Annotated in this window: 10 protein-coding genes; 4 read left to right on the top strand and 6 right to left on the bottom strand. The window is 65.1% G+C overall.

The annotated features are described in order from the left end of the window. Window positions 1-16 precede the first annotated feature (16 nt). From GRZ55_RS02995 to GRZ55_RS02975, 5 genes are all read right to left on the bottom strand, one after another. Window positions 17-1,231, bottom strand: coding sequence for an efflux RND transporter periplasmic adaptor subunit (locus tag GRZ55_RS02995; protein WP_169285377.1), 1,215 nt, complete (start codon window positions 1,229-1,231; stop codon window positions 17-19). A gap of 3 nt (window positions 1,232-1,234) precedes the next feature. Then, on the bottom strand, window positions 1,235-3,601 hold the full coding sequence (locus GRZ55_RS23345; RefSeq protein ID WP_210257183.1) for an ABC transporter permease: 2,367 nt from the start codon (window positions 3,599-3,601) through the stop codon (window positions 1,235-1,237). Next, the gene (locus GRZ55_RS02985) at window positions 3,598-4,305 is read right to left on the bottom strand and encodes an ABC transporter ATP-binding protein (protein ID WP_169285376.1); all 708 of its coding nucleotides are present in this window, start codon (window positions 4,303-4,305) and stop codon (window positions 3,598-3,600) included. The genes GRZ55_RS23345 and GRZ55_RS02985 overlap by 4 nt, the downstream gene beginning before the upstream one ends. An 89-nt stretch (window positions 4,306-4,394) precedes the next feature. Then, window positions 4,395-6,023, bottom strand: a complete 1,629-nt coding sequence (locus GRZ55_RS02980; protein ID WP_169285375.1) for a Na/Pi cotransporter family protein — start codon at window positions 6,021-6,023, stop codon at window positions 4,395-4,397. 175 nt (window positions 6,024-6,198) lie between these two features. Beyond that, window positions 6,199-6,681, bottom strand: a complete 483-nt coding sequence (locus GRZ55_RS02975) for a fasciclin domain-containing protein (protein ID WP_169285374.1) — start codon at window positions 6,679-6,681, stop codon at window positions 6,199-6,201. Window positions 6,682-7,012: 331 nt separating this feature from the next. Here GRZ55_RS02975 and GRZ55_RS02970 point away from each other — a divergent pair, with 331 nt between their 5' ends. Further along, on the top strand, window positions 7,013-11,536 hold the full coding sequence (locus GRZ55_RS02970) for a PAS-domain containing protein (RefSeq protein WP_169285373.1): 4,524 nt from the start codon (window positions 7,013-7,015) through the stop codon (window positions 11,534-11,536). Window positions 11,537-11,544: 8 nt separating this feature from the next. On the opposite strand, the gene GRZ55_RS02965 is transcribed toward GRZ55_RS02970, so the two are convergent. Further along, entirely contained in the window at window positions 11,545-12,780 is a 1,236-nt protein-coding gene (locus tag GRZ55_RS02965; protein WP_169285372.1) for an ROK family transcriptional regulator, read from the bottom strand. Window positions 12,781-12,944: 164 nt separating this feature from the next. Between GRZ55_RS02965 and xylF the strand changes: the two genes are divergently transcribed. The 3 genes from xylF (at window position 12,945) to GRZ55_RS02950 (ending at window position 16,234) form a co-directional block, all read left to right on the top strand. Then, window positions 12,945-13,988 (top strand): D-xylose ABC transporter substrate-binding protein, encoded by a 1,044-nt coding sequence (gene xylF / locus GRZ55_RS02960; protein WP_169285371.1) that lies wholly within the window; start codon window positions 12,945-12,947, stop codon window positions 13,986-13,988. Window positions 13,989-14,117: 129 nt separating this feature from the next. Further along, window positions 14,118-15,431: a sugar ABC transporter permease gene (locus GRZ55_RS02955; RefSeq protein ID WP_169285370.1), complete on the top strand. Its 1,314-nt coding sequence runs from the start codon at window positions 14,118-14,120 to the stop codon at window positions 15,429-15,431. Window positions 15,432-15,445: 14 nt separating this feature from the next. Then, window positions 15,446-16,234 (top strand): ATP-binding cassette domain-containing protein, encoded by a 789-nt coding sequence (locus GRZ55_RS02950; protein WP_169285369.1) that lies wholly within the window; start codon window positions 15,446-15,448, stop codon window positions 16,232-16,234. Window positions 16,235-16,264 lie beyond the last annotated feature (30 nt).

Genomic DNA, 16,264 nt, shown 5'->3' with positions numbered 1-16,264 from the left:
TGACCTCGCGCAAGCCCTAGAGTGCGGCGCGATCGACCACACTGGTGCCTTCGTCGATGCGGTCGGCGGGATACAGCACCACCCGGTCTCCGGTCTCCAGCCCGGACAGCACCTCCGCCTCCAGCGCGGTGCGCCGGCCGATCTCGACCAGGACCATTCGGGCCCTGTCGTCTTCCGCCATGCGGTAGACCGCCCAGTTCTCGCCGGCACGAAACAGCGCGCCGACAGGCACGCGCAGCACGTCCTCCCCCGCCCATTCGACGACCCGCACGAAGACCCGGAAATTGTCGCCAAGCCCGGCGCGCTCGTCGCTTGGCGTGAGAAGATCGAGACGCACGCGCACCCTCTGCTCCTCGATGCCGAGTGCCGAAACCCGCGTGTAGGCGGATGGTTCGATGCGGCGGACCCGCGCCGCCAGTTCGCCCGGCCCGCCCCAGCGGCCGATATGAGCGGCTGCACCCTCGCTGATGCGCACGGCGTCGGCCGACAGGAGTTCGACCTCGATCTCCAGCTCGTCAGGGCGCCCGATCGTGAGCAGCGGCTCGCCGGCCTGCACGAGCCGGGCGCTGACATTCTCGATCGACAACACGCTGCCCGAAGCGGGCGCATGAATGCGCACGCAGCATTCGCCTGGCTCGCGGGGGCCACCTTCGCCTTCCGGGCCGAGCAGCTGCGCACGCGTTCGCCGCAGCGTGGCCTCCTGCCGGACCACATCGGTGCGCGCTGCTTCCAGGGCGGATTCGACCGTGCGCAGCTGCAGTGCCGCATCGTCGCGCATGCGCAGCGGGATCGTGCCCTGCTCCGCCAGCCTTCGGGTGCGCTCATATTGGTTTTGCGCGTGATCGAGATCGGCTTCCGCCCGCTCGACATTTGTCTGCGCGTGGCGCAGCGCGGCCACCGCCTCCTCTACCGCGGCCTCTGCCTGGGCGCGGGCCCGGGCATCGAGAAGGGCGGGTGCGGCCGGCTGGATCGTCGCCACCACGGTTTCGTTCGCGACGACATCGTCGCCCACTTCGACTGGCGACCGTGTCGTCGTGCCGGCGATCGGCGCCGTCACGAGATAGGTATCGCGGATCCGTGTCACGCCGTTAGCCGACACGGTAACCTCCATCGGGCCGCGCTCGACCGTGGCGAGGTCGACCGGCACCGGCTCGGGCCAGAACGCCCAGGTCAGGGCGCCGGCCGCCGCGACGGCGGCAACCGAAATCACGGCGATACGGATCTTCGACATCGATCAATCCTTCTGCTTGAGCGCGCTGGCGAGGTCGACCCTGTCGAGCCGGCGGCGCACGATGAGAACGGAAACGAGCGCGGAGACAAAGACCAGCACTGTCGCCCAGCCATAGGTGCTCGTCGAAACGACCAGCGGAATGTTGACGAGCTCCGACGACAGGCCCTCCGCCGACAAGGCGGCAAAGCCATAGCCGGCCAGCCAGCCGACCGGCAGCCCGATCACCGTCAGGAACATGATCTCGCCGACGAGCACATAGCTCACCTCGCCGCGCGAGAAACCGAGCACGCGCAGGCTGGCGAGTTCATAGGCGCGTTCGGAGAGTTGGATGCGGGCCGCGTTATAGACCACGCCCACCGTGATCAGCACGCCAAGCGTGGCGTAGATCAGTACGCTGGTAAACAGGTTCTCGTTGAGCTGCTCGTCGAAGCGCTGCCGCACCTCGCGCCACAACGCCACGCCGCTGATGCCAGGTGTCTCCTTGATTTGCGCATAGAGGGCCGGCAGTTGGGCCTCGTCGATCAGAAGATTGAGCTGGTTGACCCGCGGCGCCTGGCGCAGGAGCGCATGCAGTGCCTCGTCGCGCATGTAGGCGGCTTCGCCGAGCGTCTGCTGCACGACCGAAGCGACCGGCACGATATGGGTCTCGCGGTGTCCGGTGAAGAACTCGACCGCGATCAGATCGCCCTCTTGTGCATCGAGTTCGAGCGCCAGCAGTTCGGGCAGGACGAGGCCGCGGCTCGGCATCGCGACCGGCTGGCGGTCGCGGTTGAGCAGGCGGACGAGTTCCGTGCCGTTGCTGCGGGCCTGCAGGCTCTGCAGGCTCTGGCGCGATCCGTGGGAGAGGCGCACGGGCACGGCATAGCCACCCTCCACCGTGAGAACGCCGGGCAGGTGGCGCGCATCGTCGACCGCCTGGAGCGTCTGTTCGCGGGTCAAGGTGAGCGTCATCTGCTGGCGGTTCGACAGCGAGAACATCTCGTCCTTCATCACCTCGACGGCATCGAAGAAGAAGAAGGAGCCGACGAGCACCGCCACGGAGGCCGCGACGCCGAACAGCGTCACGGCAGCACGCCCCGGCCAGCGCGTGATGGATCGCAGGATCATCATCGTCGTCTGGCGCAACCGCAAGCCGCGTCCGACCCGGTCGACCAGGCCCTGCGTGAATTTCGGCGGTGCAGGCGGCGACATGGCGACGGCGGGCCTCAGGCGCACCGTCCCCTGCACGGCGCGAAAGGCGCCGGCCAGCACCGTGGCCATGGCCAACACACCCGAGATCGCGAAGGCGGCCGTGGAAGGCGAACTGACCAGATATGGAAACTGGAAAAACTCGCCGTAGAGCTCGGTCATCCCGTCGGCCACCCACATGCCCGCGCCCCAGCCCAACACGACGCCCATAACGCCGACCAGCGCAGCCAGCTTCAGATAGTGGACGGCGATCTCGAAGGTCGAATAGCCGACCGCCTTCATCAGTCCGATCTGCTGGCGTTCCAGCGCGATGAGTCGGCCCAGCACCATGTTGACTAGGAAGGCGGAGACGACGAAGAAGATCGGAGGCATGATCCAGGCCAGCGCCTGCAACTGCTCGAGTTCCTGCTTGAGGAATGCATGCGACATCTGGCTATCGCGGTCAGACGTGCCGGTACCGCCATAGGGGTCGAGCAATTCGTCGACGGCGGCGATCACCGGCGCGGGGTCGGCTCCCGGCGTCAGCCGGAGCGTCAGATCGTTGAAGGCGCCGTCGAGATCGAAGCCGGATGCCGCCGAATGATGGCTCATCCAGAAGATGCCGAACCGGCGATTGTCGGGCAGCAGGGTCGCCGGTCCAATCGTGTATATATATTCGGGCGAAAGCGCGATCCCGCTCACGAGGAGATCACGGGCCTGCCCGTTGACGATCGCACGAAAACTGTCACCCGGACGAAGTCCGTGCGCATTGGCGAAGGGTTCGGAGACGGCAACCTCGTCGACGCTCGTCGGGTCCGGCAATTGCCCCAGCCGGAGCAGCGGCACGTTGAGGACGGGCTCCCCGTCCTCGGGCAGCGAAACGATGCGGCCCATGCCGGGCTCTACCATTTCCGGCATGTCGAGCACCACATAGTCGACGATGCGTGCCTCCGCCTGCGCCACGCCATCGATGGCCGCGATCTCCGCCAGCAGATCGTAGGGGACACGCGTTGCGGATGCGAACAGCTCGGCAAACCGGTTGCGTTCGTAATAGGCATCACGGGTCTGCGTGAGGTTCTGCAGCGTGCCGAAGGAGATGATCAGCATCGCCACGCCGCACGCCATGACCAGCGCGATGGCGACGCTCTGCGCCCAGATCCGGCGCAGATCGCGCAGCAATTTGCGGTCCAGCGCGCTGATCACCAGGTCACCTCCGCGGGCGCGATTCGGTTGTCGTTCTCGATCACCTCCGATACCCGGCCATCGGCGAGGATTACCACGCGATGGGCGATCTTCTGGATGCCGACATTATGCGTGATCAGCGCCGTCGCCGTGCCCAGCTCGTCGTTGATCGCAACGAGCGCTTCCAGGACGGTGACGCCGGTCTTGCTGTCGAGCGCACCGGTCGGCTCGTCGCAGAGAAGCACGTCCGGCCGCTTGGCGATGGCGCGCGCGATGGCCACCCGCTGCTGCTCGCCGCCCGACAGTTCGGCCGGGAAATGGTCCATGCGGTGCGGCAGGCCGGCACGCTCCAGCGCCTCCTCCGGTCGCATCGGGTTCTTCGCGATCTCGGTCACCAGCGCCACGTTTTCGCGCGCCGTCAGCGAAGGCACAAGGTTGTAGAACTGGAACACGAAGCCGACATGGTCGCGCCGAAAGGCCGTCAGGGCGGCATCGGAGAGCTTCGTCAACTCGCGGTCGCGGAAGAAGACCCGTCCCGCCGTCGGCGTGTCCAGCGCACCCAGAATATTCAGCAGCGTCGACTTCCCCGATCCCGACGCGCCCAGCATGACCACCAGTTCGCCCTCGTTGAGAGCGAGGTCGACCCCGCGCAACGCATGGACCGCCGCCGGCCCAGAGCCATAGACCTTGGTCACGCCCTCGGTACGGAAGATCGATTGAGCCACGATGCGCTTACTCCAATGTCAGAGCCGCATAAGCCATTGGGTGGTGCGACATGTTGACCGAGGTCAACCGCGGGCAATATCGCGTCGGCTCAATGCTCCATCGGGGTCGCAGGCTCGCCCGCCCCGCCTTGCAGCACAGTCTCCAGATGCACCTCCCACGGCTTCAGACGGCGCCTCGCCTTCAGCGCTTCCTCGGCGACCCGACGCAGGAGCCGCGACTGGAGAAAGCCGCGCTCCATCGTGTCGACGTCCATGCCCCTGCCCGCATCCCGCAGAAATCGTTCCTTCAGCCGTTGATAGGCCTCTTCGACCCGTGCCTGCGGCGCGGCCTCGCCCTCCGGCAGGCTCTCGTCCCATCGCTGCAGGGTGTCGAGCGTCAGGCGCCGCAGCTCCTCGATCAGCGCGTCGGTCCCCGCGATGCCCTCCGTGGGCGGTGTGATCTGGTTGGAGACACGCAGCACTTCCTCGATGTGCTGAACCCCGCGGATGATGTCCGGTATGGCGGTTGCGACCGGGCCGGAAAGCTGCTCGCCGCCCAGGCGTCCGATTACGGTACGGATTTCCTTGCCGAGCCTCAAGGCGCCCATATGCATGCCCGCGACCCGCAGCCGTGCATCCTCGTTCTCCCCGACGCGTGCGCGGGCCACCTCGAAGCCTATATCGGCCATGTGCCCGGCCTCGCGCACCAGCGCGCGCAGCGCCAGCTCGGGCACGCCCACCAGCGTCGCGTCGAGAAAGCGGGGCCGTCCGATCCTTTCCTCCTGGGTCACGAAGCGGGTACCCAGCCAGTCGATCAGCCGCGGCGCGACGCCCGCGATGGCCAGCACGCCGAGACAGTTGAAGACGGTGTGGAACACGGCCAGCGTGACGGTCGTGCCCCCGTCCCCCGCCCAGCCGGCGATCGCCGCGCTTGCCGCAACCAGCCACGGCAGCAGCGTCAGCGCGATGAGCCCCGTGAGAACGTTGAAGATGATGTGCGCGGCGGCCACGCGGCGCGCCGGGGCGGTGGCGCCGATGGCCGCGAAGGCGGCGGTCGAAGTCGTGCCGATATTGGTGCCGATTACCGCAGCGGCAGCAAGCATCAGCGGCACCGACCCGCCGGCGCTCGCCGTCAGTGCTATGGCGATGGCCGCGCTGGAGGATTGCGTGACCACGGTCAGCGCAAAGCCGAGCAAAAGGAAGGCCGGCACGGCGAGCCATGCATCCGGATCGAGGTCGAGACCTTCCAGCAGCGGAGTCAGGTCGTCGAAGCCGTCCTGCAGGAACCCGATGCCCAGGAAAAAGACGCCGAATCCGGCGATTGCCTGGCCGAGACCACCGAGCCTCGGGCGCCCCGAGCCGACCAGCCGCAGGATCATGCCGATGCCCACCATCGGCAGCGCCATGGTGGCCGCCGAGAAGCCCGTCCCCGCCAGCACCACCAGCCACGCCGTGGTGGTGGTACCAATGTTGGTGCCGAAAACCACCCAGACGGCAGGCGCCAATGTCAGCAGTCCGGCGTTGACGAACCCGATCGTGGCAACCGTCACGGCGCTCGACGAGCGAACAAGGGCGGTGATGAAGATGCCGGCGCCGAGACCGCGCAGGGGCGAACTGGTGACCGCGCCCAGGATCCGCTGGAGCCATGCGCCGGCCGCCGCCTTGAGCCCCTCCGTCATCATCGAGACACCGATGAGGAACAGGCCGATGCCGCCGAGGATGGGAATGACGAAGGACATGGTCGGACGGTTACCGGAAGAGCGCGCCCTTCATGGTCGCGCAGCGCAAACTACCTTGTTGAGGCAGGCCTTGCCAACCGCCCCGCCAAACCCGCCCCGCCGCAATGAAAACGCCCCGTCCGGCGATCTGCGGGACGGGGCGCTGGTGCAACCTGCTGGAGGCAAGAAGCCGGTGTTACTCGCCGGGCATGATCACGGCGTCGATGACGTGGATGACACCGTTCGAGGCCTCGATGTCGGCCTGCACGATGTTGGCGCCGTCGACCATCGCGCCATCGGCGAGGCTGAAGGTCACTTCGGAGCCCTCGACGGTCGCGGCCATCATGCCGTCCTCGAGGTCGCCCGACATCACCGCGCCGGGTACGACGTGGTAGGTGAGGATCGAGATCAGCTGGTCACGATTCTCCGGCTGGAGGAGCGACTCGACCGTGCCGTCGGGCAGTGCGGCGAACGCCTCGTCGGTCGGCGCGAAGACGGTGAATGGACCTTCGCCCTTCAGCGTATCGACCAGACCGGCGGCTTCGACGGCCGCAACGAGGGTCTCGAAATTGCCGGCCGCCACGGCGGTGTCGACGATGTCGGCCTGATGATTGTTGGCATGGGCGTAGCCGGTGATGGCGATGGCGGCGGTAGCTGCCAGAATGGTGCGCTTGAACATGTCGTAAGACCCTCTTTACATGTTTCGGTTTCGGATTTCGACGAACCGTCTCGTTCCGTTCGGTTCATGGGGGTCTACGGCGCGCCCGGCTCTGCGGTTCTGCACGACACCATCAACTAATCTTTATGCCGACCCTCGATATTTGCGTGATCCAGCCGCTTTTCGCCACAATCATTAATGCGGCGATTAGCGCCCGGTTAATCTTAGTCGAACGTTAATTCTTCTACTCCAGATTGCCCTGAGCACGACCGCGCGCCATCGCGGTCGACTGGATTCATGCTGAGGCCAGCCGGAAATCGTCGGCGGCAAATGCTGCTTCAGGGGGATGCGCGTGGCGAGTGGAACTGCAAGGGATGCCGCCAAGGCACTGGCCCGGGATTTTGCCGATTTCGGCCTCGAGGACATAGAGCTGGCCGAAATCTGCCTCATGGGAGGCGACTGGTTCTGGGAGACCGATGCGGAGCATCGGTTCCGGCGCATCAGCGAGGGTTTTCGGCGCTGCACCGGCCATCGGCCGGAACAGTTCATCGGCCGTTCCCGGACTGCCTATCTCCGCAAGGAAGCCGCGCATGATGTCGATGCCGCGCGCCACCTTGAAGAGATCGAGGCACGCCAGCCTTTCCGCGACTTCGTCTATTTTCTGGAAGACCGGCAGGGCCGCAGCCGGATGATCTCGATTTCCGGGCGGCCGCTCTTCGACGCGCATGGGGAATTTGCGGGTTATCGCGGCATCGGCCGGGACGTCTCGCGCATGATGTCACGCATGGGAGGACCTCGGGCCAGTGATACTGTCCCGGCTGCTTCCGACTCCATCGCCCAGCGTCTGATCGCCGGACTGAACGCGATCGACGACGCGTTCTGCTACTTCGATGGCGCCGGCCGCATGCTTCTGCACAATACCAGCCTGCTGGACATGTTTCCCATGCTGGAAGACGTTCTGGTTCCGGGCGTGTCGCTCCACGCCGTCGTGCAGGCCGCAGGCGAACGCGGGATGTGGGCGGACGGTTTCGAAGAGCTGAGGGAGGCTCTTACCTCGAGCGCGCCGCAGAAGACTGCGACCCAGACGGAGCTGCTCACCGCGGATGGGCGTTGGATCCTGCACCGGACAATGCCGGTGGATGATGGTGGACAGATCTCGATTTGTACCGACATCACCGCCAACAAGAACCGGGAACTCGAGGTCGAGCGGGCGCGGCAAGCTTCTGAGCAGCTGCTGGAAGATATGAAGCGCATCCTCGATGCAATGCATCTCGGCGTGGTGGTCCTCGACGGAAATCTCGACACGGTCATCGTCAACCAGGCCTATTTCAAGATCTGGAACATCGATCCCGAGGACGTGCCGATCGGCATCTCGGCGCGCGGGATGTTCGAAAAGGCACGTGAATGCGGTGTCTACGACGTGCCGGAAGATGAATGGGCAGACTATGTGGATGCCCGCATCGAGACGCTGCGGGGCGGCGAAGTCGCGCAGCAGGAAATCCGGCGCGCCGATGGCGGCACGATGATCTACGCCGTCCACAAGCTCTCCGACGACAAGCGACTGGTCACCTATTACGACGTCACCGCGATGAAGCTGCGCGAAGTGGAGTTGGACAGGGCGACCCAGCGCGCCGAGCACCTGCGTCACGATCTCACCCTCACGCTGGATACCGTGGATTTGGGGGTGGTTCTTCTCGACCGCGATCTCAACGCCCTCATGATCAATAAGGCCTTCTATGATTTCTGGGGTCTGACACCCGAGACTGCCCCTGTCGGCGCGTCCTTCGAGGCCATTCTCGCCGCCAACCGGCACAACGGAATCTATGACGTGCCGGACACCGAATGGGACGCCTTCGTTCGGTGGCGCCTCGACGAGATTCGCACCGGCGAGATTGCCCCCCGCGAATTCGCGCGCGCCGATGGCAAGACCTGCATCTACGGTGTCACGCCGCTCAGCGACGGCAAGCGGCTGATCTCCTATTACGACGTCACCGCGATGAAGCAGCGCGAAGGTCAGCTCGCCGAGGCACTGGAGATGTCGCGCCTCGCCGAGGCCGTCGTCGACAGCCTGCCAAACCCGATCTTCGTCAAGGATGACAAGCTGCGCTTTGTCATGGCCAACAAGGCTTTCGCCGATTTCTTCGGCTCCACGCCCTCCCGTATGATCGGCAAGACGGCCTCCAGCCTTGTCGGTCCCGCCGACGCCGCGGAGTTCGAGGGAACGGAGCGCGAGGTCCTTGAAAGCGGCGAGCTCTTTGAGATCGAGGAGGACTATAAGGAGGATGACGCCGTGCGATCGCGCCTGGTTCGCAAGAACCGGGTCACGACCGGCGCCGACCGCAACTATCTCGCCTGCTCCATCTTCGATGTCACCGACATGAAGCGGCGCGAGATGGAGGCTGTTCAGGCACGCCGCCATCTCGCGAACGTTCTGGAATCGCTGCCGGCGGGCGTGATCATCTATGATCGCGACAATCGTTTCGTTCTCGCCAATAACAAGGTCCAGGAGGCGCTGCCCGCCATGGTTCCCGCCATGCAGCCGGGCAAGCCCTTGCGCGAGGCGGTGGAGACCGCGCACGCTGCGGGCTATTTCCGCCAGAGCGGCGACCCCGAACTCGACGCCATTTACGACAGCGATCGCGAGGCCTGGATCGACGGCTACATGGCCCGGTACGACGCCAGGCTGAGGGTTTTCGAACGCGCCAATCCGGATGGCCGCTGGTTCCAGGCCTTCGATACGCGCCTGGAGGATGGAACCTATGTCGGCGTCCGCGTCGACATCTCCGAACTGAAGCAGCGCGAGCAGGCTCTGCGCGAGAGCATGGACAAGATCGAGCTCTTCAGCCACGTGCTCGATGAACTGCCGGTCTCCACTTATGTGAAGGATGCCGATCGGCGTTTCGAGTTCGTCAACAAGGCGTGGTGCGACGTTTCCGGCGTCACGCCGGAGGAAGCCATCGGCAAACGCGACGACGATTTCTTTGGCGCCGACGCAGGTGCCTTTGCGGAACGCGACCGCGAGGTGCTGGAAACCGGACGAATGAGCGAGTTCGAGGAGGTCGTGCCCCACCGCGACGGCACGTCGCGTTTCCTCATCGCGCGGAAGAGCCGCCTTATCGGCAGCGACGGCCGCGTCCATCTGATCGGTTCCAGCGCGGATATCTCCGACTTGAAGCAGCGCGAGGCCGAACTCGAGGCGGCGCAGCACAAGGCCGTCCTGGCGGATCGGGCCAAGTCGGAGTTCCTGGCCAATATGAGCCATGAAATCCGCACTCCGATGAACGGCGTCCTCGGCATGGCCGAACTGCTTTCGAAGACGCAGCTCGACCAGAAGCAGAAGACCTTCACCGACATCATCATGAAGTCGGGCAACGCGCTTCTGACGATCATCAACGACATTCTCGATTTCTCGAAGATCGATGCCGGCCAGATGGTGCTCGATCCCGCGCCCTTCAATCTCGCCGAAGCGGTTGAGGACGTCGCCACGTTGATGACGACGCGCGCGAAGGAGAAGGACCTCGAGATGATCGTGCGTTTCCAGCCCGGTCTCTGCGAGCACCATGTCGGCGATGCCGGACGCATCCGGCAGATCGTCACGAACCTCATGGGCAATGCCGTCAAGTTCACAGATGCGGGGCACGTGCTTCTGGAAGTGACGGGAACCGAGACTTCCGACGGCACGGAGCTGCGCATTGCTGTCACCGATACCGGCATCGGCATCCCTGAAAACAAGCTGGCCGCCGTTTTCGACAAATTCAGCCAGGTCGACGCATCGTCGACCCGGCGCCACGAGGGCACGGGGCTCGGCCTCGCGATCACCTCGAAACTGGTCGATCTGATGGGTGGACGCATCGGCGTCGACAGCGTCGAGGGCCAGGGCTCGACATTCTGGGTGGAACTGCTTCTGCCCAAGGCGGATGTCGGCGAGGCGCAGAAGGTGACGCCCATCGACGTCACGGGCGCACGCATCCTGATCGTCGACGACAACCAGATCAACCGTTCCATCCTGATGGAACAGATGGCCTCATGGGGATTCGATTCCTGCGCGGCGAAAAGCGGCGTCGAGGGCATCGACGTGCTCAAGGCGGCCACCGGTTTCGGCATTGGCGTCGACTGTATCGTGCTCGACCACCAGATGCCCGGCATGTCGGGGCTGGACGTGGCTCGGGAGGTCAGGCGCAATGACGGCATCCGCGACACGCCGATCGTGCTCCTCTCCTCGGTCGATCAGGCGCTTGCACCGGGCCTTGGCGCCGATCTGGGCATCGACGTGCAACTGACCAAGCCGGCGCGCTCCTCTGCCTTGCTGGAAGCACTTGTCGAGACGATCCAGAAACGACGCCAGCAACCGCTATCGGTCACGCGATCCGCCGTGGCGCCTGCCCCCGAACCGCGTTCGGTCGTGCCCGCTCCGGCGGAGCCTGTTGCGCCATTGGAAGCGGTGGCGCCCCGCCTGGCGGCTTCGGACGGCCTGCATCGCGTCGACATTCTGGTCGCCGAGGACAACGAGGTGAATCAGTTGGTCTTTACCCAGATCCTCTCGGAAACGGGACTGACCTTCGAGATTGTGGGCAATGGTGCCCTCGCCGTCAGGGCCTGGTCGGAAATGAGCCCCCGCATGATCCTCATGGACGTGTCCATGCCGGAGATGAACGGGCTGGAGGCGACGGGTCGCATCCGGGAGACGGAAGCGGGCCAGCAGTCGCGTACGCCCATCATCGGCGTCACCGCCCATGCGTTGAAAGGTGACAGGGAGCGCTGCATCGACGCTGGCATGGATGATTATCTGTCCAAGCCGATCAGCCCGCGGCTCCTGCTCGAAATGATCGACAAGTGGATCGGCGGCGAGGCCGTGAGCGGACGCCTGAAGGCCTGACGGTCTTTTCAGGCCACGCCGGCCGGCTGCAGGCTGCCTGCCTGCAGCGCGAACACGCTCTCGTCGAGATAGGCGAGCGCGCTGTGGGCGCAGCCGGCCCGGATCAGCGGGCGCTCGTCCAGTTCGAGTTCGAAGCGTAGCGGGCCGGCGTCCTGGCCGCCGGCCGTGTTGAGCAGGGCCTCTCGCAACGCCGGCTCGATGATGTCGAACGCGGCAGTACCGGGACCCACGATCGCCACCGGCGCGGGGTCGATCAGCGCAAACAGGCTGCCGAGACCATAGCCGATGGCGCGCCCCGCCCGCCGGAATGCTTCTCTTTCGGGGCCTTCGGCGGCACGCGCCTCGACGGCCAGCGCCACCATCTCCTGTTCGCTGATGTCGGATTCCGGCAATGCCCATTCGCCTTGGCGCCGCGCGTTGCGCATGATGGCGTAATTGCCGGCATAGGCCTCGATGCAGCCATGTCGGCCGCAGCGGCACAGCGCGCCGTCGGGGACATGGATCATATGGCCGAACTCGCCCCCCGACGAGATGGTCCCGGTAAAGAGCCGCCCCCCCAATATGAGGCCCATGCCGATGCCGTTGGACAGAAGGACGGCGACCAGATTGTCCCGATAGCGATCCGGCGTGCGCTCGCGGATGGCGATGGCGATCATGTTGCAGTCGTTCTCGACGGCGACCGGTATGCCGAAGCGGGCTTCGAGGATTTCGGCCAACGGAATATGCGTGTGGGGCGTGATCGGCGACCACAGCATCTCGCGCCCGCGCGCATCCACGATGCCCTGAACGGCCATGGTGATGCGCAGGCATGGGCCGCCGGTCGTGCAGCCGCCCATGAGTGCCGCCAGTTCGTCGCCGATACGGTCGGTCAGTTCCCGTCGCCCCACGGAAGCGGTCGGCAGCCGGCAATGCCGTTCCGAGACGCTCTTGCCCGAATAGTCGAACAGGCTGAGTGAAAGCGTGTTTAACGTGAGCACCACCGTGGCGACGCGCGCGGCATCGGGATTGGTCTCCAGCGCCACCTGCGGCCGTCCCCGACGCGACTCGGCCTGCCCCTCGGGCTTTGCCTGCCGCAGGATGCCCTCCTCGATGAGGTCCGACGAGATGGCCGAAATCGTCGAGTGGCTCAGCCCCGTTCGACGCGCAATCTCAGTACGTGAGACACCAGGAACGCTCCGCACGGCCGACAGCACCATGGTGCGGTTCTGCCGACGCAGATCGTCATGTCGAACCCCGCCTGTCATCTTTTCTCCTCCCGCTGCCGTGCCTGCGCGGGGCGCGCAGGGGCAGGGCCAACGATGTTGACATGATTGGAAAGGTGAGTCATTAATTTTTTCGAGGCTCGAAAAAAAGGGCTTCAATTGAGGCTATCGAACGCTCGACACGGGCGTTTACAGGGAGGAATATCATGAAACGTTTCGCAACCGCCATGCTGGCGGGTGCTGCCATGTCGCTGGCCATGTCGGGCTACGCGCAGGCAGAAGGCAAGGTCATCGGTGTCTCCTGGTCCAACTTCCAGGAAGAGCGCTGGCAGACCGATGAAGCCGCCATGCGCGCAGCCATCGAAGAGGCCGGCAACAGCTACATCTCCGCCGACGCCCAGTCCTCGGCATCCAAGCAGCTGACCGACGTGGAATCGCTGATCTCGCAAGGCGCCGACGCGCTCATCATCCTGGCCCAGGATGCTTCGGCTGTCGTTCCCGCCGTGGAAAACGCGGTCAACGAAGGCATCCCCGTTGTCGGTTACGACCGCCTGATCGAGCATCCCGATGCGTTCTACCTGACCTTCGACAACAAGGAAGTCGGACGCATGCAGGCGCGCGCGGTCTTCGAGGCGCAGCCGACCGGCAATTACGTCTTCATCAAGGGTTCGTCCGCCGATCCGAACGCAGACTTCCTGCATTCGGGCCAGCTGGAAGTGCTCCAGGAAGCGCTTGATTCCGGCGACATCGTGAATGTCGGCGAGGCCTACACAGATGGCTGGCTGCCCGCGAACGCGCAGCGCAACATGGAACAGTTCCTGACCCAGAACGACAACAACGTCGATGCGGTCGTTGCGTCCAATGACGGCACCGCCGGTGGCGTCGTTGCCGCCCTCGAGGCGCAGGGCCTTGCCGGCACCGTCCCCGTGTCCGGTCAGGATGGCGACCATGCCGCGCTCAACCGCGTGGCACTGGGCACCCAGACCGTCTCGGTGTGGAAGGATGCGCGCGACCTGGGCCGCGCCGCTGCCGAAATCGCCAACCAGCTCGCCGAAGGCACCGCCATGGCGGATGTCGATGGCGCGGAAGTCTGGACCGATGGGCCGCAGGGCGTGGAAATGAATGCGCTGTTCCTAGCGCCCGTGCCGATCACCCGCGACAATCTCGATCTCGTGATCGATGCGGGATGGGTTTCCAAGGAGGTCGTCTGCCAGGGCGTGGCCTCCGGTACTGTAGCTGCCTGCGACTGACCGCGTGAGGCAAGTCTGGACGCCGCGGTTTCGATGAGACCGCGGCGTCTTTTTGGATTAGGCTCCGCGGCCAATGGCCATGCGTGATGCCACCGTTTCGCTGATCGGCGGACGGTCTGGGAGGAGATCATGTCGGACACCACGTCACCCACCACGCTGGACACCGCCCGCGCGGCCGAAAAAGGCCCGGTCGGCCGCTTCCTGCTGGCAACCGAACTCGACACGCGCATGCTCGGCATGATCGGGGCCCTGGCGCTGATCTGGATCGTCTTTCACCTCATGTCGGGGGGCCTGTTCCTGACGCCCCGCAATCTGTGGAACCTGTCCGTGCAATCGGCCTCTGTGGCCGTCATGGCCACCGGCATGGTGCTCGTCATCGTCACCCGCAACATCGACCTGTCGGTGGGGTCCGTGCTCGGGGTCACCGGCATGATAATCGGGGTCACCCAGGCCGAAATCCTGCCGCAATATCTGGGCTTCGGGCATCCCGCCATATGGATCATCGCTATCCTGGCGGGCCTTGTCGCGGGCATCGCGATCGGCGCGCTGCACGGCTACCTGATCGCCTATCTCAACGTCCCCGCCTTCATCGTCACGCTGGGTGGTCTGCTGGTCTGGCGTGGGGCTGCCTGGTGGATGACCAGCGGCCGCACCGTGGCGCCCATGGATCCGACCTTCCGCCTGCTGGGCGGCGGACCAGACGGGGCGATCGGCGCCACCTGGAGCTGGATCTTCGGGATCGTCGCCTGCATTGCACTCGTCGTGATGATCTGGAACGGTCGGATGCAGCGCAAGCGGTTCGCATTTCCCGTGCGCCCGCTCTGGGCGGAAGGCTTCCTTGCCGCCGTCGGCTGTGCCGCCATCCTCGGTGCCGTGGCGGTGGCGAATGCATATCCCTGGCCGATCGGCATCGTGCGCCGCTATGCCGAAGCGCAGGCCATCGATCTGCCGGACGAAGGGCTCTTCATCGCCCACGGCATTGCCGTTCCGGTGCTCATCGCGCTGGCAGCCGGCGTTATCATGACCTTCATCACGCGGCGGACGCGGTTCGGCCGCTATGTCTTTGCCATCGGCGGGAATCCAGAGGCAGCGGAACTGGCCGGCATCAACACGCGCTGGGTGGTCATGAAGATCTTCATGATCATGGGCGCACTCGCGGCCATCGGCGCCGTCATCTCGACCGCCCGGCTCAACGCCGCCACGAATGCCCAGGGCACGCTGGACGAACTGCTCGTCATCGCCGCGGCCGTCATCGGCGGCACATCGCTTTCCGGCGGTGTCGGAACCGTGGCGGGCGCCATGATCGGGGCTGTGCTGATGCAATCGCTGGCGACAGGCATGATCCTCATGGGGGTGGACTCTCCGCTTCAGAACATCGTCGTGGGCGCGGTGCTGGTCTTCGCGGTCTTCCTCGACACCCTTTATCGCCGCCGCACGCAATAGGGAGGACGCAAGCCATGGCCACATCCACCCCGCTCGTGGAGATGAAGAACATCTCCATTTCCTTCGGTGGCATTCATGCCGTCGACAACGCGTCGGTCGATCTGTTCCCCGGGGAAGTCGTGGGCCTGCTCGGCCACAACGGCGCCGGCAAGTCGACCCTGATCAAGATCCTGTCCGGCGCCTATCGGCGCGATGCCGGGCAGATTCTCGTCGACGGAAAGGAGGTCGACATCACCAACCCGCGCGATGCCAAGGCGTATGGCATCGAGACGATCTATCAGACGCTGGCGCTCGCCGACAATGTCGACGCCGCGGCCAACCTCTTTCTGGGCCGGGAATTGCGCACGGCCTGGGGCACGCTCGACGACGTCGCGATGGAATCGGAAACCCGAAAGGTGATGGGCAGGCTCAACCCGCGCTTCCAGCGCTTTAAGGAACCCGTGATGAAGCTCTCGGGCGGCCAGCGCCAGTCTGTCGCCATCGCCAGGGCCCTCTACTTCAACGCCCGCATCCTGATCATGGACGAACCGACCGCCGCGCTGGGCCCCCAGGAGACCGCGCATGTCACGGAACTGGTTAAGAGCCTGAAGGGAGAGGGGCTCGGTATCTTCCTGATCAGTCACGACATCCATGATGTCATGCATCTCGCAGACCGCGTCGTCGTCATGAAGAACGGGCAGGTGGTCGGTACGGCGAGCGTCGATGATGTGACGGAAGATGAGATCCTCGGCATGATCATTCTGGGCAAGTGTCCGCCCGGAGCAATTCCGGGCCCGGGAGCGCTCGCACCTGCCGCCGCCTGACCCGGTCAAGAAAAAGGGCGAAGCGCATTG

The sequence above is a fragment of the Chelativorans sp. ZYF759 genome, assembly GCF_012911015.1.
Taxonomy (GTDB): Bacteria; Pseudomonadota; Alphaproteobacteria; order Rhizobiales; family Rhizobiaceae; genus ZYF759.
Note: the sequence above shows the minus strand (reverse complement) of the source record. Positions and strands in the feature narration are given on the sequence as shown.